We start from the raw sequence: 19356 nt of genomic DNA, 5'->3' as shown, positions 1-19356 counted from the left end.
CGAGAGCATAAAGATGAGTGAAAAAGAGACCTTGTGGCTGGGTATCGATTGCGGCGGTACTTATCTGAAAGCCGGTTTATATGACAGCCAGGGCCGGGAGCACGGCATTGAGCGCCAGCCATTGAAAACGCTCAGCCCGCAACCAGGCTATGCCGAGCGCGATATGCACGCGCTGTGGACGGCGTGTGCCGAAACGATTTCCCGCCTGCTAAAACAGACCCACACACCAGGGAAACTTATTCGCGGCGTGGGGATTTCGGCACAGGGGAAAGGATTATTTCTGCTCGATAAAAACGACCAACCACTGGGAACGGCGATCTTATCCTCCGATCGCCGCGCGCTGGATATTGTCCGGCGCTGGCGTGCTGATGGCATCCCGCAAAAACTCTATCCGCTCACCCGCCAGACGTTATGGACCGGGCACCCGGTTTCGCTGCTGCGCTGGGTGAAGGAGAACGAACCGCAACGTTATGCACATATTGGCTGCGTAATGATGGGGCACGACTATCTGCGCTGGTGCCTGACCGGCCGCAAAGGCTGCGAAGAGAGCAATATCTCCGAATCCAATCTCTACAACATGGAAAACCAGCGCTACGACGCTCGGCTGTCGCAGTGGCTGGGTATTCAGGAAATTGACGCCGCGCTGCCGCCGATTGTCCGCTGCGCCGAAATCTGCGGGGAAATCACCGCTCAGGCAGCCGCCATAACCGGTCTGGCGGCGGGTACGCCCGTCGTTGGCGGTCTGTTTGATGTGGTTTCCACCGCACTCTGCGCTGGATTACAGGATGAGCAGCGGCTCAATGCGGTAATGGGAACATGGGCGGTGACCAGCGGCATTGCCAACGGGCTTCGCGATCATGAAGCGCATCCTTATGTTTACGGTCGCTACGTCAATGACGGCCAGTACATCGTGCATGAAGCCAGCCCGACTTCCTCCGGCAACCTGGAGTGGCTTACCGCGCAGTGGGGCGACATCTCTTTCGACGAAATCAACCAGGCAGTGGCCAGCCTACCGAAAGCAGGCAGCGAGCTGTTCTTCCTGCCGTTTCTCTACGGCAGCAACGCCGGGCTGGAGATGACCAGCGGTTTTTACGGCATGCAGGCGCTGCACACCCGCGCGCATCTGTTGCAGGCGGTGTATGAAGGCGTGGTGTTCTGCCATATGACTCACCTCAATCGCATGCGGGAACGCTTTACCGCGGTGCGTGCGTTGCGGGTCACTGGCGGCCCGGCGCACTCCGACGTATGGATGCAGATGCTGGCGGATGTCAGCGGCTTAGCGGTGGAATTACCGCAGGTGGAAGAGACCGGCTGTTTCGGCGCGGCGCTGGCGGCGTTGGTCGGCACCGGTGTATTCCGCGATTTTCACCACGCGCAGCAAACGCTGAAGCATGACATTCGCACGCTCATTCCCGATATGGCCGCGCACGCCGCCTACCAGCGCAAATACGCGCATTACCAGTTTTTGATTGAAGCACTACAGGGCTTTCACGCCCGCATTAAGGAGCAGACGTTATGAGCCGACCATTACTGCAACTGGCGCTCGACCATACCAGCCTTGCGGCTGCACACCGCGATGTGGCGCTGTTACAGGATCACGTGGACATCGTCGAAGCTGGCACCATTTTGTGCCTTAGCGAGGGGCTAAACGCCGTACGCGCCCTGCGTGCGCAGTGCCCGGAGAAGATTATCGTTGCCGACTGGAAAGTGGCCGACGCCGGAGAAACGCTGGCGCAACAAGCGCTGGGCGCGGGCGCGAACTGGATGACCATTATCTGTGCTGCGCCGCTGGCGACCATTGAGAAAGGCCACGCCGTGGCGCAGGCGCATCACGGTGAAATTCAGATCGAGCTGTTCGGCAACTGGACGTTTGATGATGCCCGCGACTGGTACCGCATTGGCGTGCGTCAGGCGATTTACCACCGTGGACGCGATGCGCAGGCCAGCGGCCAGCAGTGGGGCGAGGCCGATCTGGCGCGGATGAAAGCGCTGTCGGATATCGGCCTTGAACTGTCGGTGACCGGTGGTCTGCAGCCTGCCGATCTGCCGTTGTTTAAAGAGATCAACGTCAAAGCCTTTATTGCCGGGCGTGCGCTTTCCGGCGCGGCAAATCCGGCACAGACCGCGAGCGATTTCCACGCGCAAATTCGCGCCATCTGGGGAGACAACTAATGCGTACGCATCCGTTAGGCATCTATGAGAAAGCGCTGGCGAAAGAGCTGAGCTGGCCGGAGCGGCTGGTGTTGGCGAAAAGCTGCGGTTTCGATTTTGTCGAAATGTCAGTGGATGAAACCGACGAGCGCTTATCACGGCTGGAGTGGAGCACTGCACAGCGGGCATCGCTGGTGGAAGCGATGCTGGAGACCGGCGTGGCCATTCCCTCGATGTGCCTCTCTGCGCACCGCCGTTTTCCGTTTGGCAGCCGCGATGAAGCGGTGCGCGAGCGGGCGCGCGACATCATGCGCAAAGCGATTCGTCTGGCGCGCGATCTCGGTATTCGCACCATTCAGCTTGCCGGTTACGACGTCTATTACGAAGAGCATGACGAAGGTACGCAGCAGCGTTTTGCCGAAGGGCTGGCGTGGGCGGTGGAACAGGCCGCCGCCGCGCAGGTGATGCTGGCGGTCGAGATCATGGATACCGCCTTTATGAACTCGATCAGTAAGTGGAAAAAGTGGGATGAGATGCTCGCGTCGCCGTGGTTCAGCGTCTATCCGGATGTCGGCAACCTCAGCGCGTGGGGCAACGATGTCAGTGCCGAACTGTCGCTGGGTATCGACCGTATTGCCGCCATTCACCTGAAAGACACGCAGCCGGTGACCGATGACAGCCCCGGCCAGTTTCGCGATGTGCCGTTTGGTGAAGGTTGCGTCGATTTTGTTGGCGTGTTCCGTACGCTGCAACAACTGAACTACCGCGGCGCATTTTTGATTGAGATGTGGACCGAAAAAGCCAAAGAGCCGGTGCTGGAGATTATTCAGGCGCGGCGCTGGATCGAAGCCCGTATGCAGGAAGGAGGATTCGCATGTTAGAACAACTGAAAGCCGAGGTGCTGGCCGCCAACCTGGCATTGCCCGCCCATCATCTGGTGACCTTTACCTGGGGCAACGTCAGCGCCGTGGACGACACGCGCACGCGAATGGTGATCAAACCGTCTGGCGTGGAATATGAGGTGATGACTGCCGACGATATGGTGGTGGTGGAGATTGCCAGCGGGCGCGTGGTGGAGGGGAGCAAAAAACCGTCCTCCGATACGCCAACGCACCTGGCGCTGTACCGCCGTTTTCCGCAGATTGGCGGCATTGTGCATACCCACTCGCGCCACGCAACTATCTGGTCGCAGGCCGGGCTGGATCTGCCCGCATGGGGCACTACGCACGCCGATTATTTCTATGGCGCTATTCCCTGTACGCGGCTGATGACCGAAGAGGAGATCAACGGCGAATATGAGTATGAAACCGGGGAAGTGATCATCAAAACCTTTGAACAGCGCGATATCGACCCGATGCAGATCCCGGCGGTGCTGGTGCATTCGCACGGCCCGTTTGCGTGGGGCAAAAACGCGGCGGATGCGGTGCATAACGCGGTGGTACTGGAGGAGTGTGCTTACATGGGGCTCTTCTCGCGCCAACTGGCGCCACAGCTTGCGGATATGCAGCAGGCGTTGATGGACAAACACTATCTGCGTAAGCACGGTTCGCACGCCTATTACGGCCAGTAAACGCCAGGCCGGAGGGGAGCGTCCTCCGGCTTTTTATTTCAAAAAGCGGCTATTGAATTTGCACTCCTCCTTCGCACATCGGCGATGTGAATTCGCTATTCATGGCGAAAGCGCCCCGGCGCACTGCCGGTAATTCATCACTCGTTATCTGCTTCGGTGCGGATAAAAAATCACATAATCCGCAGTCGGTTTCTATACTGACTGCGGAGGTGATGAATGAAAAAAATGTTGTATTCGTTGTTTGCCAGTCCCGATCGGTTATTGCAGGTGATGAGCCATAGCGAGATTCAGGATTCGATTGAAGATGGCGATCGTATTGTTGTTGATGCCGACGGGAATACCTCGGTGAATATTCACTGTCAGCAGGTGCAGGACGATTTTAAACGTCATGTTGACGCATTGAAGAGGGCGTAAATATGGGAACCGCCATCTTCATGGTATTAATGGTTTGTGGCTACTGGTATACCTCGCACGATCTCTCCACGCGCTTTAAATTCAAACGCAGCTTCGGCTGGGATGTCTATTTTCTGGTGGCGCTTTACGGCTGCGTTTTTGTCCTGCAGGGCATTCTGGCCACGGCGCTGCTATGGCTGTGTCTGTTAATCGCTTCCACCGTGATGAACCAACTGCCTGCGGAATTTGGCGCCGAACAGCATCACTTGCATATGAGTTTTATGAACTGGAGCTTTTTAGGCATTCAGGCGCCGGTGGTGATTATGCTGGCCTTTGCCGTTCTGTTTTGTCTCTGGCGATCAAACTGGTCCGGCAGCGCGCGGCTGGACAGCTCCGGGCGTCGTGAACTGTATAAGCACCTGTCGCGTGCCAACGGCGTGGAAGGGCTGATTTATCAATGTATGGAAACGGGCGATCTGGCGTGGATAACGCTTAAGTCGCAGCGCATTTACATCGGCATGATCCACACTGCCACCTTTGACAGCGGTGATGCGAACAACATTGTGTTGATCCCGATGTTGAGCGGCTATCGCGATGAAAAAACGCTGGATCTGCATGTCGAGCACAACTACAGCGCGTGGTACGCCGAACACAATATCGAGCTGGCTTCCGGGCCGCGCCCGGCGCTGGATTTCCGCAAAGTGCTGCTGTTATCGCAGGTTGAGAGCCTGTCGCTGTTTGACCCGGCGCAGGTGCTGGCAATGGGGATTCATCGCCAGCGGGAACAGCAAGCGTAACCCGGTTTGCCGGATAAGCGCGCCATCCGGCAACGCCTTTCTTGCACAGCAGTCGATCTACTACTGTCGGCTGCAGTGACAGCCGTGCGTGTTGTGCAATTCACCCACCAGGATTTGTGGGTTCTTATTTCGTCCTCCAGGGCGCAATATCCCGACCTGGGGATATTGATGGTTTTATCCCTTTGTCGGGATAACGATAAAAGCCCGCAATGGGAAAGGAGCTGCACCCATGAACGAGACCTTTGTTTATCTGAGCATCGGTTGCCTGGTTCTGATGGCGCTGGCGATCCCGCTGGCATGGCAGCGCATTAAACCGAACCGTTTTTACGGCGTGCGCACGACGCTTACGCTGCGCGATGAAGCGGCCTGGTATCGGGCGAACCGCGTATTTGGTGTGGCGATGCTGCTTTGCGGCGCGGCGTTTTTTCTGCTCTCGGCGCTGCTCGGCAACTGGCGCGAGAAGGGGAGCCCGGCTATCAGTGTTGTGTTGTTTTTGATGGCGGTGTCAGTTCCGGCGTTAGCGGCACTGGTGACGAATAAAGGCGGAGAAGCGCGATGATGGGTGCAAGAGTGAAAGCCTTTGGCGCGCGCTTTTTCGGGCGCGTGGACGCTGAAAGGCTGCAATTTGCCATCGATTATGTGGATTACAACGAAAGCGGGCTGGCTTTTGAAACGATCTGCGATTACCTCATTGAAGCGGATGCGCCCCTCAGCGAAGAAGAGTACCGGCTGGCGGAAGAACTGTACCGCGATATGGAAATGAAATGGGGCGGCAGTTGCCTGAAGTTTATGAAAGCGCAGATCAAAGGAAACCTATTACAACAACCCTAAAGATCCCAGGCGCGGCTATTCCGCAGCCAGAGAAGGATTGAGGCCCGCTGCGGAATGGCCGGATGGTGCGCATGCCACCCGGCATTTCGGCTATAACCTGAACGCATTCACATCATTCAGCAGCTTCCCGGCCTGATGGCTGAGCGAATTGGCGGCGGTAGCCATCTGTTCGACCATTGCCGCGTTCTGTTGCAGGTTACCTTCCATCTGGCTGACGGCAATATTCACCTGCTCAATACCGTGGCTCTGCTCGCTGGATGAGTTATTCACCTGATTAATCAGCAATGTGGTTTCATCCACTGCGCCCAGCGCATTATTCATCCGCGTAGTAACGCTGGAAGCATAACTGACACCTTCACTGACATTCTTAATCGCTTCATCGATCAGCCCGCGAATATCCCGTGCCGCAACGGATGAGCGGTGCGACAGCGAACGCACTTCGCCCGCCACAACGGCAAAGCCTTTGCCCTGTTCGCCCGCGCGGGCGGCTTCTACCGCCGCATTGAGCGCCAGAATGTTGGTCTGGAAGGCGATGCTGTCAATAATGTCCGTGATTTCAGAAATTTTCGCCGATGAAGCGGAAATATCATCGATTGATTTTTGCAGGGAACTCAGTTCGCGATGACTTTCATTCATCATCGTCTGCAGACGGCCAATAAAGGCATTCGCCTCCTGTGCGTTGTCCTTATTCTGTTTCACCGTCGCTGAAAGCTGGTTCATGCTGGCGGCAGTCTGTTCCAGCGAAGACGCTTGTGATTCAGTACGTGATGAGAGATCGTCGTTGCTTTTGGCGATTTCACTGGCGGCAGTATCCACCTCACTGCTGGCCTCTTTCACGCTACTTAATACATTGCGGATTTTCTCCATCAGGCCATTAAAACTCGCCGCTGTCGCGCCCAGTTCATCTTTTTTATCGAGATTCACTTTCACGGTTAAATCCAGTGATTCGCTAATAGTGCCCATACTGGTTTGTAGGTTTTTCAATCCTTTATTCAGATAGCCAAGAATGATCGAGGCAAATACGGCAATCAGAATTAATAAAAAGATAATCGTTGAAATTAATAGCCAGAACGTATTTAGATACTGTGTATGGTTATTCGCTGCATATTCCTTAGCAATATTATAATTGCGCTTCAACATTTCAGCGATATTCGCACTTAATGCAACGGAAGCATTCGCTGTAACTCCGCCATCCGACACCATCTGCCGTGCCGCATCAATGCCGTCACGGTGATAAACGCCTGTCATTGATTCTACTTTCTGCGCGTAAGCATCAAAGGATTGTTGTGTGGCAGCCAATTGCCGGGCATCAGTATCATCACTGATTAAATTCGCTTTGTAATATTCAAATATCTCTTTGGTTTTATTCAACTCCTCTTTCGCCTGCGCCATATGCTTTGTAAAAACGGCTTCATCATTAATCAGCAATGACATCAGAATTTGCCGCCTTCCCTCTTCGCGATGCTGTAGCGCCTCGCTGAGTTTACTGATACTGGGCAGGCTATTATCAATAACATAATCAAAGCGTTCTTGTGCTTTGTCCAATGCGCGAATACTCAAACCGCCGAGCAGAAGCATGGCGATAAAGGTAATGGCAAAAACAAATAGCAGTTTTTTTAAAATAGTCATAACGGCCTCAGGTACATTCCATCTCCAGGGGTAACGTTATTTTTATCGGCGACCAAAGGGAAATCTTCATGGTTAAAAAAATAAAAAATCGCTTTTGTTACCTTCCCGATGAGCGAATAAAAAAGCTATGTAATACAAAGGCTAAATGTGCATGGGAGTATTTTTCTGTATCGCCTGTATAATATATTTTCTTGATTTTGATTTCTTGTAATAAATATATTCTACATCTTTACATATTGCTAACGACTTAATGTAGCATTACTGAAATAGAGTTAAGTCGCAGCATAAAAATAACGATTAACGCTATCTGGTTATCCCTCGACAGGTGATGCACTGAATACTGATAAGAGAAGCGTGTTACCGCCAGTTACGTTACTCAGGGAAAGCTAACTGGCGGGCTTTTGTGAGCGAGAAAGCAGGGCAAAACATTAGCTGAGATCGTGCAGATCTTTCTCCAGCAGCGGCGTTAACGCCATTTCAGTAAAACTCACTGCCAGCCCGCTTCGCTCCGGCGTGCAACACATCACACCGACCGCACAGCGCGGATGGGGAAAATGGCACAGCCGCAGCAGCGGCCAGACGCGTCCGTCAGTGGAGTATTGCAGGCGCAATGCATCGCCTTTGCGGCTCAGCCGCAACCAGAAATCTCCCGCATCGCCAGTGAAAATACCGGTTGCCCAGTCCGAAAAGCCCTGCGTTAGCACGCTGCCGATGGCGGGCGCGCCGTCATTAAACTCAATCCCGGCTTTTAACCAGTTCTGATCATCCGCCACCAACAGCACGCCCGCCTGATCATACAGCGCGGAAAAATGCGCCTGAATTCGCACCTGAAAAGTGAAATCGCCCGTTACATCATGCACATAACCGTGGCCGCTGAAGCGTTCAAACCCGTACCAGGTTTTGCGCCAGAAATCGGTGTTGCCATCGGTGAGCACCTCGACTTTGCCCTGCGCGTCGCGCCACTGCTGCGGTTCATTGATCCAGTAAAAATCACCCGACATGTTTCGCTCCTTTTGTCTGTTGGCTTAAGGAGTGTTGCTGGTGGCGGGGGAGATTGCCAGTGAGGAGGGCAGTGTATTCTGCGGGGATCACACGTTCTACGTGATGATGTGTGCAATTGCGAGATGGGGGCTGGAACCGGGGGATACATTAACGAACGGCGTTACCCACCGCCGCTGGAGATGGCTTACTCTTCGAACAGGCGTTCAATAGACTTTGTTGGAAAGAACAGCGAATGCTGATTGCGATCGGCTAAAGGAATGAAGCCCAGCTTTTCATAGAATTTTTTGGCGTTGCCAGTGAGTGCTTCGACAAATAATCCATATACGCCGATGGTAAGTGAGGCACTGTAAACCACCCTCATTGCGTGCGCTACCAGGGTTTCTCCCCAGCCGTTTCCCTGGAGTGACTTATCAATAGCGAGCCGACCTAATATGACGCAGGGGACATTGCGATAGGGCACCTTTTTTTGCTGTGTTTTTGTAGGCAGTTGTTCTTTCTCGAAACTGCCGCCAGACAAGGTGTAATAGCCTAAAATGCGCGGCCTGGGTGTTTTCGTTACGAGGAGCCAGGCGCGTAAAATTTTGCCATCATGCTGGCGTTTGAGATGGTTGGTTAAAAAAGCGTTGAGCGATACCTCACCACAATCAAAACCTCCTGTTTCATACTCTGTCTCTCCTGAGAACATCTCGATGGTCAGGTTGTCCACGATTCACTCCATGTTTTGCAGACGTTTTGCGGCGCGTTTAAGTTTGTCATTCGGTGCTGGTGGGTTTTCGATAGCATCCATAACCCTGTTCCATGATTCCTCGCTGAGAATCAGGCGACGGTGCTGTTCAATCACTTCCGCGGCGCGTTCAGAAGCGCTGTTAACCAGAAACTGTGTGACCGTCTGATTGGTCATTGCTGCCGCTTCTTCGATCATTTTCTTATCCTCATCCGTTAGTCGCAGATCTATACGCTGTTTTTTCAGTGCGGGCATAGCGGTTCTCTCCCCGGCGGCCTGAATTTATACAGACCAGCCAATAATCTTTATCAGGTTATGTACGGATAAAATCCGTACATAACGATAAGGTCGGACAGCGCGAATTGCAACTCAAACCGGGTATCTGTCGCAAGGGATGTGAAATGAAAAACCGTGCAGGCTCCCAAAAACGTTGACTGCGCGTCGTGGGAGCCATGTCGGGTTAGAGCAGATAATCCTCTGCGATAATTTTTCGTTCAGTGATTTGGTGAAGTTCCATCAATGCCGGGAGCAGGGTTGCGGCGGATTTTAACCCGTGGCCTAACTGACACAGGCTTTCGCGGGAAAACTCCAGCACGTCGCTGTCTGCAAATGAGACAAAGGTTTTGCCCAGAAAGTGCAGACCGTGGCAAAGCCCGGCGATGTGCTCTTCACAACCGTTCGCCAGTTGAAAAGTCTCTTCCGCACTAAGCTGCGAGAGATCCAGTTTCCGGAAAATATCGCGCAGTTCAGAGGAGAGGATATCGGTGTCAGGCAGCATTGCGCACCTCCTGCGAAGCGGAGAGACGAACAACAGACAGGCAAACAAAAGCGTTAGCAGAGAAGGGGTTGGGCTTTAAATATCCGTACGTGGTACCATTGGCAACAGCCATACATTACCTCCAGTAATGATGTGGTTAGAGGCCCGCAGATGTTGGTAGCATCTGTGGGCTTCGTTGTTTTTGTAAGACAAGTGTCATACACTTGCTCACATCGCTACTCTAAAATGGTGTCTGACACATGTCAACCGTATCATTCAAAAAAAAGGGCAACAAACAGATCGCACTGCGCGTAGAGCCTGCGCTGGAAGAAGCAATGCAGCAGGCATTGAAAGCAGATGGAGATGCAACGCTTTCTGCATGGATTAAGCGGATAATAAGGAAAGAGTTACAGGGAAGAGGAATTGATATTGAAAAATAATTGTTGAATATATTAGCTAGGAATTATAAGCGTAACTCAATGAAATAAAATGTTTTATGGGCTTTGAAATCATTGCGGGAAATGATATCTTATAATTCATTTTATGAAAAGTATTTATGTTATTTAAAGTAATGGGGGATTTGTGATACAAGACTTATTAGCTAAGGATGTTAAAATATCTAATGTTGAGATAATTAAGGATGAGATAACAGATGAGGAGACTAATACACGCAGAGTTTTCGGAAGATTTGTTAGGGATAAGATGGTTTATTCATTCTTAAATGCAAGAACTAATAAATTTAACTATATATCAATAAGGTTTCAATTCATATACACTCTAAAAACTAAGAAGGTGATTCGGAATGAGATATTAGAACTTGTTAATTCAGCTAATAAGTCAATTCCGGCTGTTAAGATTTATTTGAATGATATTAACGGGAAAAGTATAAAAATAAATTTTAATGTTGAAATTCCTTATGTTCGCGAGGAAACTTTAAATTTTTTGGTGCCTTCTGCTATAGATGTCGTTTCTTTTGCTCCTTTTTTATTTTCTTCAAAACTTGAGAGCAAGGGTTTTGAACACCAAACAATATCATGAGCTGAGGTTAAATAAATGAGAGGCTCTGGTATTTTTAAAATGAAATATACAGGCAAAATTATACTTTTAATCTATGCTGTTATCCAAGCAGGTGTATCCTTTTTTGTTATTAAAATATCATCAGATTTTCTTTCTAGTAACCTTCTTAATTTATCAATAACTTACGCTATTTTATCTTTGATTTTAGGCTTGGTTTCCTTACTTCGCGAACATATATCTATTTATGTTGATTTAACTAGTCCGTACAATAAAGAAAAAATTGCACATAATGAGACCAAGCAAGAATTAGAAGAAATCAAAGAACAATTGGAAGAAAAAAAGGATTATATACATTCTATAACTTCTAATTTAAACAATACTTTTGTCGGTAAAAAAACAAAAACCAGTAAATTAGAAGAAATCGAAAAAATTGTGATTATGCTAAATAATAATGCGAAATTGGCAAACTGTGGTAACTCAAAACTGTCAAAGGATAGTAAAGGTGATCTTCTTAAGATGTTGATGGCTACTGGTGATGTAATTTGAATTTTTCATGATGCAAGAGAAATAGTTTTTCTCTTGCATTTTTTATTAGTTTTTGAAATGAATTTCAGGTTAAATAAAAAAGCCTTGTCTTATTTATGAGAGTTTCAATTTATATATTCAATTTCCTGAAATAAAGGTTTAACAGTTAACTTAATCCAACCGCGGATACCCTTCCGCAATATCACTCCCGGTAAATTGCGCAATCCAGCCTTCGGGATTATCGAAAATCCTGATCGCCGTAAAGTTCGGCTCCGATCCCATATCAAACCAGTGCGGGGTGCCGGCGGGTACGGAAATCAGGTCATTCTTCTCACACAGCACCTGGTAGATCTCGCTGCCGATGTGCAGGCAGAACAGGCCCGCGCCTTCAACGAAGAAGCGAACTTCATCTTCGCCGTGGGTGTGTTCGTTGAGGAATTTGGCGCGCATCGCCTCTTTTTGCGGGTTGTCGGCGCGCAGGCTGATCACATCCCAGCTCTGATAGCCTTTTTCGGCCACCAGTTTGTCGATGGCATGCTGGTAAGCGGTGATCACTGTCTCTGGCGTCGGGTTGGTGCCCAGATCGCGGTCGGCCTGCCAGCGCTCAAAACGCACGCCTTTGGCGTTTAGCTGCTGCTGAATTTCACTGGCCTCTGTGCTGTGCCACACCGGCGTGCTGGCATCTTTATCGGTATAAATCGTCAGTGCGCTCATGAAGGGATCTGCTCCGGCTTAATGTTGCTGAAAGAGTTAACCTGGTGATGATGGCTGGCTGCGTCATCATCGCCGCGAATCAGTTGCGTGGTGCGAAAACCTGCTGCTTCGGCGGCGTCCAGCTCCTGATGAATATCGGAGAGGAACAGAATGGAAGCGGGCGGCTGCCCGATTTGCGCCGCAATATTGCGATACGACTGCACGTCCCGTTTCGCGCCGACCAGCGTGTCGAAATATCCGCTGAACAGAGGAGTAATATCACCTTCGTCGCTGTAGCCAAATAACAGTTTTTGCGCCGCTACTGAGCCAGAGGAATATACATACAGATCAATACCCTGCGCTTTCCATTTTTCCAGGGCAGGCAGCACATCCGGGTAGAGATGGCCTTTAAAATCGCCATTCACATAGCCGTCGCGCCAGATGATCCCCTGCAACGCCTTCAGCGCCGTCGACTTACGATCTTCATCCATAAAGGCAAACAGCACCTCGATCAGTTCGGCGGTGGTTGCCTCCGGTTGCGCCACTTCTTCACGCAGATTATTGAGGATGGTGCTGACCGGCTCTTTGTACTGCTCTGCGGTGACAAACCCGGCCAGACGCTCGCGGGCGTAGGGGAACAGGACGTTGTGCACAAAGCGGATGTCACTGGTGGTGCCTTCAATATCGGTAACGATAGCGCGGATCATGGTCTCTCCAGCAGGCGACGCTGCATTTCGCATTCAAATAAAAATTCCAGCCCTTCCAGATGGCGGCGGGCTTCGGCGACATCGCGCCCCCAGCAGGTCAGCCCGTGGCCGCGCAGCAGAAAACCATAGCGCAGCGGGTGCGTCTGCGCGTAGTCGGCAATGCGTGCGGCCAGCGCGTCGATATCCTGATCGTTATCGAAAATTGCTACTGATACAGTGTCGAGATGCGTGGTCTGGCCGCTGAGGGATTTTTGCATTTCAAAGCCGTTCAGCAGCAGGGCAGGGGATTTCTCCACCCGTGAGAGCACCGTGGCGTTCACCGTGTGCACATGCAGCACCGCGTTCGCTTGCGGGTAGAGGCGATAAATCAGAGTATGCAGGCCGGTTTCCGCCGAGGGTTTGCGGCCGGAGGGTGCGTGGTTATCGGCAATGGAAACCTGCAAAAAATCCGCTGTCGTCAGGCTGCCTTTGTCTTTGCCGGATTCGCTCAGCCAGCACCAGTCGGCGTCCTGGCGCACGGACATGTTACCGCCGGTGGCGGGCGCCCAGCCTTTCGCGCCTATCCAGTGGCAGGCGGCGACGAGTTGTTGAAGGTGCAGGTGGTCTGTCATAACCCTTCCTTATAAGGAATATTGTTATCGTATAGACGTCTAAGCGTCTTGATTGCCAAATACTAACATCGTGTTATAGTGGCAGCAACACGCGTATTACAAGCAGGCACACAACGATGAGCAATAACGCATTGATTCCGCAAAGTAAACTCCCCGCTTTAGGCACCACCATCTTCACGCAAATGAGCGCACTGGCGCAGCAGCACAACGCCATTAATTTGTCGCAGGGTTTCCCGGATTTCGACGGCCCGCGCTATTTGCAGGAGCGACTGGCGTTTCATGTGGCGCAGGGGGCGAATCAATACGCGCCGATGACCGGTGTGCAGGCGCTGCGCGAAGCCATTGCCGATAAAACGGCGGAACTGTACGGCCATAAACCGGATGTGAACAGCGACATTACGGTGACCGCCGGGGCGACAGAAGCGCTGTACGCGGCGATCACTGCGCTGGTGCGCAAGGGCGATGAAGTGATCTGTTTTGATCCGAGCTACGACAGCTACGCGCCCGCGGTGGAGCTTTCCGGCGGCGTGCTGAAACGCATGGCCTTGCAGCCGCCGCACTTTCGCGTTGACTGGCAGCAGTTTGCCGCGCAGCTTAGCGATCGTACGCGGCTGGTGATTCTGAATACACCGCATAACCCGTCGGCAACAGTGTGGCGCAAAGCGGATTTTGCTGCCCTGTGGCAGGCGATTGCCGATCGTGAAATCTATGTGCTGAGCGATGAAGTATACGAGCACATCTGTTTTGCCGAAGAGGGCCATGCCAGCGTGCTGGCGCATCCACAACTGCGTGAGCGCGCGGTGGCGGTATCGTCATTCGGTAAAACCTATCATATGACCGGCTGGAAAGTGGGGTACTGCGTCGCGCCTGCCGCGATCAGCGCCGAATTGCGCAAAGTGCATCAATATCTGACTTTCTCAGTCAATACCCCGGCGCAACTGGCGCTGGCGGATATGCTGCGCGCCGAACCGGAACATTATCGCCAGTTGCCGGAATTTTACCGCGCACGTCGCGATGTGCTGGTGAATGCGCTCAGCAACAGCAAGCTGGAGATTTTGCCGTGCGAGGGGACTTACTTCCTGCTGGCGGATTACAGCGCGGTTTCCGATCTGGATGACGTGAGTTTCTGCCAGTGGCTGACCAAAGAAGTGGGCGTGGCAGCGATCCCGCTGTCGGTATTCTGCGCCGATCCCTTCCCGCACAAGCTGATTCGCCTGTGCTTCGCGAAACAGGAATCGACGCTGCTGGCAGCGGCAGAGCGCCTGCGTAAGCTGTAATGCTTCCCGGCGGCGCGGTCTGCGTCGCCGTTATTTCTCGCCCATAATGGTTTTCAGTTTTTCCGCGTCCGGCAAGCCCACTTCCTGCTGTAACACGTTATCTTCATTCATGTAGTAAATCGCTGGCGTGGCGTTCGCGCCGAGATCGTCCATGATTTTCTGGTTGATATTGAGCTTTTTCATGATCTCCGGCGGCACGGATTTCGGCAGCGTCAGCGCCATCTTGCCGTTGGACTGTTCATAATCGTGCCAGCTTTTCGCCGGATCTTTCGCACTCATGATTGCCGCAGCGGCCGCCGGGCTTTCCGGTTTGATCACGCCAACCAGTAATGTGCGCAGCTGCACTTTGCCGGATTCCACCCACGGACGCGCCTGCTGCCAGAACTGTTTGCAGTACGGGCAGTAGGGATCGGCGAACATGTACACCACGCGCGGCGCCTCTTTTTTGCCATCGAGGATCCAGTCGGCTTTTTCCATCTGCTGCCACAGCGCGCGGCCCGCCGGGCCGTAAATCTCTTTGGTGATTAACTTCTCGCTAAGGTTGGTGCCCGCCTCGTCGTACATATAGCCAGAGATGGCGTGTTTACCGTCCGGCGTGACGTAAATGGTAACGCCCATCTCCTGATATTTACCGAGATATCCCTTCATACCGCCTGGCGCATCGAAGGATTTGATGATGGTGATGCCTTGCTTTTCTATGGCTTTTACCGGCGCAGGCAGCTCTTCGGCGTGCAGGGTCAGCGGCAGTAACGTCAGCATTAACAGGCGCTTAAGCATAAAAATCCTTACTAATTAAATGGTTAATATTCGACTTAGGGAAAACCTATCACAATCATCGGCAGGATCGCGAAATGAAACGTTGTCGTCAGCCGCCCACAGTGTTCTAATCGAACAGCTTGATGGCCTTTAGGTTATGAGCGCAACGCATAGCCAGCTTGCTGGCGCTGAAGCACCCACGGGTATTTCAGGTATCGAGGCCACCCGTCGCGGTGGCCTTTTTACTTTTGGCAAATCAGCCGTTCACATGGTTGCTCGTTAGGGGTTGTTAGCTAACGCTTATTGATTTGATAAAGCAAACGCATTGGCTCGATCAAACAAAGTTCGTTAACTTACACCCCAACGAAAACACGGAGGAAGTATAGATGTCCTTAATTAATACCAAGATCAAACCTTTCAAAAACCAGGCGTTCAAAAACGGTGAGTTCATCGAAGTAACCGAGAAAGATACTGAAGGCCGCTGGAGCGTCTTCTTCTTCTACCCGGCTGACTTCACTTTCGTATGCCCGACTGAACTGGGTGACGTGGCTGACCATTACGAAGAGCTGCAGAAACTGGGCGTAGACGTTTACTCTGTCTCTACCGACACCCACTTCACCCACAAAGCGTGGCACAGCAGCTCTGAAACCATCGCGAAAATCAAATACGCGATGATCGGCGACCCGACTGGCGCCCTGACCCGTAACTTCGAAAACATGCGTGAAAACGAAGGTCTGGCTGACCGTGCCACTTTCGTTGTTGACCCGCAGGGCATCATCCAGGCCATCGAAGTAACCGCTGAAGGCATCGGCCGTGACGCTTCTGATCTGCTGCGTAAAATCAAAGCGGCTCAGTATGTTGCTTCTCACCCAGGCGAAGTTTGCCCGGCTAAATGGAAAGAAGGCGAAGCGACTCTGGCTCCGTCTCTGGACCTGGTCGGCAAAATCTAAATTTCCCGGCGTCATTACGGCGTTGGCGTCACCTGCTCACCCCGCTCACTTACTGATGTAAGCTGCCGGGTACTTTCAGGCTGGCCGCCTTGCTCTGACGCGAAAGACTGGGGAATTATCTTACAAACGGGTGCTTTTGGTGCCCGTTTTATTCAGCACCATGATGCAAGTTGCATTGATGCAGCCCTGAACAACGCGGCTTGCATGATGATGTTTTAAGCGAGGGACTAAGAATGCTCGACACCACAATGAAAACCCAGCTCAAGGCCTATCTTGAGAAACTGACTAAACCTGTTGAGTTGATTGCTACGCTGGATGACAGCGCGAAATCGGCAGAAATCAAAGAACTGCTGGGCGAAATCGCTGAGCTGTCTGACAAAGTCTCCTTTAAAGAAGACAACAGCCTGGCGGTGCGCAAACCGTCATTCCTGATCACCAACCCAGGCTCAACCAGCGGCCCGCGCTTTGCCGGTTCGCCGTTGGGTCACGAATTTACCTCACTGGTGCTGGCACTGCTGTGGACCGGTGGGCATCCGTCGAAAGAGGCGCAGGCGCTGCTGGAGCAGATCCGCGATCTCGACGGTGACTTTGAATTTGAAACCTATTACTCGCTCTCTTGCCACAACTGCCCGGACGTAGTCCAGGCGCTGAACCTGATGGCCGTGCTGAACCCGCGCATCAAACATACGGCGATTGACGGCGGTACGTTCCAGAACGAAATCACCGATCGCAACGTAATGGGCGTTCCGGCGGTGTTCGTGAACGGTAAAGAGTTCGGCCAGGGGCGTATGACGCTGACGGAAATCGTCGCCAAAATCGATACCGGCGCGGAAAAACGTGCGGCGGAAGAGCTGAACAAACGCGACGCTTACGATGTATTGATCGTCGGTTCCGGCCCGGCGGGCGCGGCGGCGGCAGTCTACTCTGCGCGTAAAGGTATTCGTACCGGCCTGATGGGCGAGCGTTTCGGCGGCCAGGTGCTGGATACCGTGGATATCGAAAACTACATCTCCGTACCGAAAACCGAAGGCCAGAAACTGGCGGGCGCACTGAAAGCGCACGTAGCGGATTACGACGTGGATGTGATTGACAGCCAGAGCGCCAAAAAACTGACCCCGGCGGCAGTTGAAGGCGGTCTGCACCAGATTGAAACCGCGTCTGGCGCGGTGCTGAAAGCTCGCAGCATCATCATTGCGACCGGCGCGAAATGGCGCAACATGAACGTTCCGGGTGAAGATCAGTATCGCACCAAAGGCGTGACCTACTGCCCGCACTGCGACGGCCCGCTGTTTAAAGGCAAACGCGTGGCGGTGATCGGCGGCGGTAACTCTGGCGTGGAAGCGGCTATCGACCTGGCGGGGATTGTTGAGCACGTGACGCTGCTGGAATTCGCACCGGAAATGAAAGCCGACCAGGTATTGCAGGATAAAGTGCGCAGCCTGAAAAACGTCGACATCATTCTGAACGCGCAGACCACCGAAGTGAAAGGCGACGGCAGCAAAGTGACCGGTCTTGAGTACCGTGATCGCATCAGCGGCGATGTACACCAGGTCGCGCTGGCCGGGATTTTTGTCCAGATCGGTCTGCTGCCGAACACCACCTGGCTGGAAGGCGCGATTGAGCGCAACCGCATGGGCGAAATCATCATTGATGCCAAATGTGAAACCAGCGTGAAAGGAGTGTTTGCTGCAGGCGACTGCACCACGGTGCCGTACAAACAGATCATCATTGCAACCGGTGAAGGCGCTAAAGCCTCTCTGAGTTCGTTTGATTACCTGATTCGCACTAAGACTGCATAAGCAAAATAAGAAAGTAAGCAATACCTGCAAATGAAAGAGGCTACCTTCGGGTAGCCTCTTTTTTATGCCGGATGGCATTAGCGCCATCCGGCAACCCAACAATATTTACCGAACCACCAGCACCGGAATATGCGCGTGGCGTACGATGTTGGCGGCATTGGAGCCGAGCAGGTGAGTGGTAATTGACGGATTGCGCGAGGCGATAACCACCATATCCGCGAGCAGCTCTTCGGCCAGCTCATTGACCACATCGCGCACGTTGCCAAAACGCACATGGGTGCGCACGCGTGACGGCTCAATGGAAAAATGGGTCTTCATGGTGTCGAGGCGGTTTTGCGCTTCCCGCTGCAAATGCTCTTCAAAGCGGCGCAAATCGGCAGCAAAACGGTGCAGACTCATGCTGGCGGAAGCGGGTAATACATGCAGAAGATGAATAACTCCCTCGCGCTGGGCGAGGAATTCAGCGTGGCGCACCGCTTTGTCGCTCAGCGCCATTTCGAAAACATCAACCGGCATAATAATGGTCTGATACATAAACGCGTCTCCCTGTGGGTTATGTTGTGCTGATTGAACCATAAAGGGCGTGAATTTTTTGCTGCGTATATGGCAAATATGAAGAATATGATGGCGGGAACGGAAAGAGGATGCGGGCGCATCCTCTGCGGAAAAAGCAGCGGGAATTAAAGCCGGAAATCGCCTGCTGCTTCGGGCTGATAAAGCAGCTCAAGCACTTCAAGATCGGTGGTGGTACCGCCCGGCAACTGCCAGTGAATGCTGTCACCTACCCGTAAACCGAGCAGCGCGGCACCCACCGGAGCCAGTACGGAAAGCTGCGTGGCGCTGTCGGTCATCTGCGCCGGATACACCAGCGTGCGCACCCGCTCTTCACCGCTTTTCAGCTCGCGGAATTTCACCGTGCTGTTCATTGTTACTACGTTGTGCGGCATCGCTTCCGGCGCGCACATCTGAGCGCGATCCAGCTCATCATTCAACGCATCCGCAACCGGCAGGCTGGCATAATCAGGTTGCTCCAGCAACCGATCAAGACGCTCGGCGTCTCGCTCATTAATCATAATGGCAGGTCTGGACATCAGTTACTCCATGTCGTTTGATTGATCCAAAGAAAAACCCTCGCCGACGGGCAGCGAGGGTTTGTCTACAACGGAT

Annotated in this window: 25 protein-coding genes; 14 read left to right on the top strand and 11 right to left on the bottom strand. The window is 52.6% G+C overall.

The features are described from left to right. The first annotated feature begins 13 nt into the window (after positions 1-13). The 8 genes from AWR26_RS18360 (at position 14) to AWR26_RS18325 (ending at position 5742) form a co-directional block, all read left to right on the top strand. Positions 14-1519, top strand: coding sequence for an FGGY-family carbohydrate kinase (locus AWR26_RS18360; RefSeq protein ID WP_064567928.1), 1506 nt, complete (start codon positions 14-16; stop codon positions 1517-1519). After that, positions 1516-2172, top strand: a complete 657-nt coding sequence (gene ulaD, locus AWR26_RS18355) for a 3-keto-L-gulonate-6-phosphate decarboxylase UlaD (protein ID WP_064567926.1) — start codon at positions 1516-1518, stop codon at positions 2170-2172. The genes AWR26_RS18360 and ulaD overlap by 4 nt, the downstream gene beginning before the upstream one ends. After that, complete coding sequence (locus AWR26_RS18350) at positions 2172-3032, top strand: L-ribulose-5-phosphate 3-epimerase (RefSeq protein WP_007373807.1); 861 nt, start codon at positions 2172-2174, stop codon at positions 3030-3032. The genes ulaD and AWR26_RS18350 overlap by 1 nt, the downstream gene beginning before the upstream one ends. After that, the gene (araD, locus tag AWR26_RS18345; RefSeq protein ID WP_064567924.1) at positions 3026-3721 is read left to right on the top strand and encodes an L-ribulose-5-phosphate 4-epimerase; all 696 of its coding nucleotides are present in this window, start codon (positions 3026-3028) and stop codon (positions 3719-3721) included. Before AWR26_RS18350 ends, araD begins: the two co-directional genes overlap by 7 nt. 216 nt (positions 3722-3937) lie before the next feature. After that, entirely contained in the window at positions 3938-4135 is a 198-nt protein-coding gene (locus tag AWR26_RS18340; protein ID WP_007373809.1) for a hypothetical protein, read from the top strand. Between the two features lie 2 nt (positions 4136-4137). Then, entirely contained in the window at positions 4138-4911 is a 774-nt protein-coding gene (locus tag AWR26_RS18335) for a hypothetical protein (protein WP_007373810.1), read from the top strand. Positions 4912-5140: 229 nt separating this feature from the next. Further along, the gene (locus AWR26_RS18330) at positions 5141-5470 is read left to right on the top strand and encodes an SdpI family protein (RefSeq protein WP_064567921.1); all 330 of its coding nucleotides are present in this window, start codon (positions 5141-5143) and stop codon (positions 5468-5470) included. After that, positions 5467-5742, top strand: coding sequence for a MafI family immunity protein (locus AWR26_RS18325; RefSeq protein ID WP_175518614.1), 276 nt, complete (start codon positions 5467-5469; stop codon positions 5740-5742). Before AWR26_RS18330 ends, AWR26_RS18325 begins: the two co-directional genes overlap by 4 nt. 90 nt (positions 5743-5832) lie before the next feature. Here AWR26_RS18325 and AWR26_RS18320 read toward each other — a convergent pair whose 3' ends face one another. The 5 genes from AWR26_RS18320 to AWR26_RS18300 all read right to left on the bottom strand — a co-directional run bounded on the left by AWR26_RS18320 (position 5833) and on the right by AWR26_RS18300 (position 9875). Next, on the bottom strand, positions 5833-7371 hold the full coding sequence (locus AWR26_RS18320) for a methyl-accepting chemotaxis protein (protein WP_064567919.1): 1539 nt from the start codon (positions 7369-7371) through the stop codon (positions 5833-5835). A gap of 428 nt (positions 7372-7799) precedes the next feature. After that, the gene (locus AWR26_RS18315; protein ID WP_064567917.1) at positions 7800-8372 is read right to left on the bottom strand and encodes a DUF1349 domain-containing protein; all 573 of its coding nucleotides are present in this window, start codon (positions 8370-8372) and stop codon (positions 7800-7802) included. Positions 8373-8557: 185 nt separating this feature from the next. Beyond that, positions 8558-9079, bottom strand: a complete 522-nt coding sequence (locus AWR26_RS18310) for a GNAT family N-acetyltransferase (RefSeq protein WP_064567915.1) — start codon at positions 9077-9079, stop codon at positions 8558-8560. A gap of 3 nt (positions 9080-9082) precedes the next feature. Then, entirely contained in the window at positions 9083-9352 is a 270-nt protein-coding gene (locus AWR26_RS18305; RefSeq protein ID WP_007373817.1) for a type II toxin-antitoxin system TacA family antitoxin, read from the bottom strand. A 205-nt stretch (positions 9353-9557) separates the two neighbouring features. Beyond that, a complete protein-coding gene (locus tag AWR26_RS18300) occupies positions 9558-9875 on the bottom strand; it encodes a hypothetical protein (protein WP_064567913.1) in 318 nt (105 codons plus the stop codon). A 239-nt stretch (positions 9876-10114) separates the two neighbouring features. Here AWR26_RS18300 and AWR26_RS18295 point away from each other — a divergent pair, with 239 nt between their 5' ends. The 3 genes from AWR26_RS18295 (at position 10115) to AWR26_RS18285 (ending at position 11417) form a co-directional block, all read left to right on the top strand. Further along, the gene (locus AWR26_RS18295) at positions 10115-10294 is read left to right on the top strand and encodes a hypothetical protein (protein WP_064567911.1); all 180 of its coding nucleotides are present in this window, start codon (positions 10115-10117) and stop codon (positions 10292-10294) included. Between the two features lie 142 nt (positions 10295-10436). After that, a complete protein-coding gene (locus AWR26_RS18290) occupies positions 10437-10892 on the top strand; it encodes a hypothetical protein (RefSeq protein WP_064567909.1) in 456 nt (151 codons plus the stop codon). 15 nt (positions 10893-10907) lie between these two features. Then, a complete protein-coding gene (locus AWR26_RS18285) occupies positions 10908-11417 on the top strand; it encodes a hypothetical protein (protein WP_064567907.1) in 510 nt (169 codons plus the stop codon). Between the two features lie 150 nt (positions 11418-11567). Here the strand turns inward: AWR26_RS18285 and AWR26_RS18280 are convergent, their stop codons facing one another. The 3 genes from AWR26_RS18280 to AWR26_RS18270 are packed head-to-tail and all read right to left on the bottom strand — an operon-like array spanning position 11568 to position 13407. After that, a complete protein-coding gene (locus tag AWR26_RS18280; protein ID WP_064567906.1) occupies positions 11568-12110 on the bottom strand; it encodes a 1,2-dihydroxy-3-keto-5-methylthiopentene dioxygenase in 543 nt (180 codons plus the stop codon). Beyond that, on the bottom strand, positions 12107-12796 hold the full coding sequence (gene mtnC / locus AWR26_RS18275) for an acireductone synthase (protein WP_064567904.1): 690 nt from the start codon (positions 12794-12796) through the stop codon (positions 12107-12109). Before mtnC ends, AWR26_RS18280 begins: the two co-directional genes overlap by 4 nt. Beyond that, positions 12793-13407 (bottom strand): methylthioribulose 1-phosphate dehydratase, encoded by a 615-nt coding sequence (locus tag AWR26_RS18270; RefSeq protein WP_064567902.1) that lies wholly within the window; start codon positions 13405-13407, stop codon positions 12793-12795. Before AWR26_RS18270 ends, mtnC begins: the two co-directional genes overlap by 4 nt. A gap of 116 nt (positions 13408-13523) precedes the next feature. On the opposite strand from AWR26_RS18270, the gene AWR26_RS18265 reads away from it, so the two are divergent. Then, positions 13524-14684, top strand: a complete 1161-nt coding sequence (locus AWR26_RS18265; RefSeq protein ID WP_064567900.1) for a pyridoxal phosphate-dependent aminotransferase — start codon at positions 13524-13526, stop codon at positions 14682-14684. A 30-nt stretch (positions 14685-14714) separates the two neighbouring features. Here AWR26_RS18265 and dsbG read toward each other — a convergent pair whose 3' ends face one another. Continuing rightward, on the bottom strand, positions 14715-15461 hold the full coding sequence (gene dsbG, locus AWR26_RS18260) for a thiol:disulfide interchange protein DsbG (RefSeq protein WP_043954320.1): 747 nt from the start codon (positions 15459-15461) through the stop codon (positions 14715-14717). Between the two features lie 365 nt (positions 15462-15826). On the opposite strand from dsbG, the gene ahpC reads away from it, so the two are divergent. Then, a complete protein-coding gene (ahpC, locus tag AWR26_RS18255; protein WP_007373826.1) occupies positions 15827-16390 on the top strand; it encodes an alkyl hydroperoxide reductase subunit C in 564 nt (187 codons plus the stop codon). A 233-nt stretch (positions 16391-16623) separates the two neighbouring features. Then, the gene (gene ahpF, locus AWR26_RS18250) at positions 16624-18189 is read left to right on the top strand and encodes an alkyl hydroperoxide reductase subunit F (protein WP_007373827.1); all 1566 of its coding nucleotides are present in this window, start codon (positions 16624-16626) and stop codon (positions 18187-18189) included. Between the two features lie 105 nt (positions 18190-18294). Here ahpF and uspG read toward each other — a convergent pair whose 3' ends face one another. Both uspG and rnk read right to left on the bottom strand, forming a co-directional pair. After that, positions 18295-18723 carry a universal stress protein UspG gene (gene uspG, locus AWR26_RS18245; RefSeq protein ID WP_064567899.1) on the bottom strand — a complete coding sequence of 143 codons (429 nt, stop codon included), beginning with the start codon at positions 18721-18723 and terminating at the stop codon, positions 18295-18297. Between the two features lie 146 nt (positions 18724-18869). Beyond that, positions 18870-19280 carry a nucleoside diphosphate kinase regulator gene (rnk, locus tag AWR26_RS18240; RefSeq protein WP_035886000.1) on the bottom strand — a complete coding sequence of 137 codons (411 nt, stop codon included), beginning with the start codon at positions 19278-19280 and terminating at the stop codon, positions 18870-18872. Positions 19281-19356: the final 76 nt, after the last annotated feature.

This window comes from Kosakonia oryzae (genome assembly GCF_001658025.2).
Lineage (GTDB): Bacteria > Pseudomonadota > Gammaproteobacteria > Enterobacterales > Enterobacteriaceae > Kosakonia > Kosakonia oryzae.
Note: the sequence above shows the minus strand (reverse complement) of the source record. Positions and strands in the feature narration are given on the sequence as shown.

Coding starts and splice junctions, on each gene's coding strand:
- AWR26_RS18360 (WP_064567928.1), top strand. CDS start 14: ATGAGTGAAAAAGAGACCTTGTGGCTGGGTATCGATTGCGGCGGTACT.
- ulaD (WP_064567926.1), top strand. CDS start 1,516: ATGAGCCGACCATTACTGCAACTGGCGCTCGACCATACCAGCCTTGCG.
- AWR26_RS18350 (WP_007373807.1), top strand. CDS start 2,172: ATGCGTACGCATCCGTTAGGCATCTATGAGAAAGCGCTGGCGAAAGAG.
- araD (WP_064567924.1), top strand. CDS start 3,026: ATGTTAGAACAACTGAAAGCCGAGGTGCTGGCCGCCAACCTGGCATTG.
- AWR26_RS18340 (WP_007373809.1), top strand. CDS start 3,938: ATGAAAAAAATGTTGTATTCGTTGTTTGCCAGTCCCGATCGGTTATTG.
- AWR26_RS18335 (WP_007373810.1), top strand. CDS start 4,138: ATGGGAACCGCCATCTTCATGGTATTAATGGTTTGTGGCTACTGGTAT.
- AWR26_RS18330 (WP_064567921.1), top strand. CDS start 5,141: ATGAACGAGACCTTTGTTTATCTGAGCATCGGTTGCCTGGTTCTGATG.
- AWR26_RS18325 (WP_175518614.1), top strand. CDS start 5,467: ATGATGGGTGCAAGAGTGAAAGCCTTTGGCGCGCGCTTTTTCGGGCGC.
- AWR26_RS18320 (WP_064567919.1), bottom strand. CDS start 7,371: ATGACTATTTTAAAAAAACTGCTATTTGTTTTTGCCATTACCTTTATC.
- AWR26_RS18315 (WP_064567917.1), bottom strand. CDS start 8,372: ATGTCGGGTGATTTTTACTGGATCAATGAACCGCAGCAGTGGCGCGAC.
- AWR26_RS18305 (WP_007373817.1), bottom strand. CDS start 9,352: ATGCCCGCACTGAAAAAACAGCGTATAGATCTGCGACTAACGGATGAG.
- AWR26_RS18300 (WP_064567913.1), bottom strand. CDS start 9,875: ATGCTGCCTGACACCGATATCCTCTCCTCTGAACTGCGCGATATTTTC.
- AWR26_RS18295 (WP_064567911.1), top strand. CDS start 10,115: ATGTCAACCGTATCATTCAAAAAAAAGGGCAACAAACAGATCGCACTG.
- AWR26_RS18285 (WP_064567907.1), top strand. CDS start 10,908: ATGAGAGGCTCTGGTATTTTTAAAATGAAATATACAGGCAAAATTATA.
- AWR26_RS18280 (WP_064567906.1), bottom strand. CDS start 12,110: ATGAGCGCACTGACGATTTATACCGATAAAGATGCCAGCACGCCGGTG.
- mtnC (WP_064567904.1), bottom strand. CDS start 12,796: ATGATCCGCGCTATCGTTACCGATATTGAAGGCACCACCAGTGACATC.
- AWR26_RS18270 (WP_064567902.1), bottom strand. CDS start 13,407: ATGACAGACCACCTGCACCTTCAACAACTCGTCGCCGCCTGCCACTGG.
- AWR26_RS18265 (WP_064567900.1), top strand. CDS start 13,524: ATGAGCAATAACGCATTGATTCCGCAAAGTAAACTCCCCGCTTTAGGC.
- dsbG (WP_043954320.1), bottom strand. CDS start 15,461: ATGCTTAAGCGCCTGTTAATGCTGACGTTACTGCCGCTGACCCTGCAC.
- ahpC (WP_007373826.1), top strand. CDS start 15,827: ATGTCCTTAATTAATACCAAGATCAAACCTTTCAAAAACCAGGCGTTC.
- ahpF (WP_007373827.1), top strand. CDS start 16,624: ATGCTCGACACCACAATGAAAACCCAGCTCAAGGCCTATCTTGAGAAA.
- uspG (WP_064567899.1), bottom strand. CDS start 18,723: ATGTATCAGACCATTATTATGCCGGTTGATGTTTTCGAAATGGCGCTG.
- rnk (WP_035886000.1), bottom strand. CDS start 19,280: ATGTCCAGACCTGCCATTATGATTAATGAGCGAGACGCCGAGCGTCTT.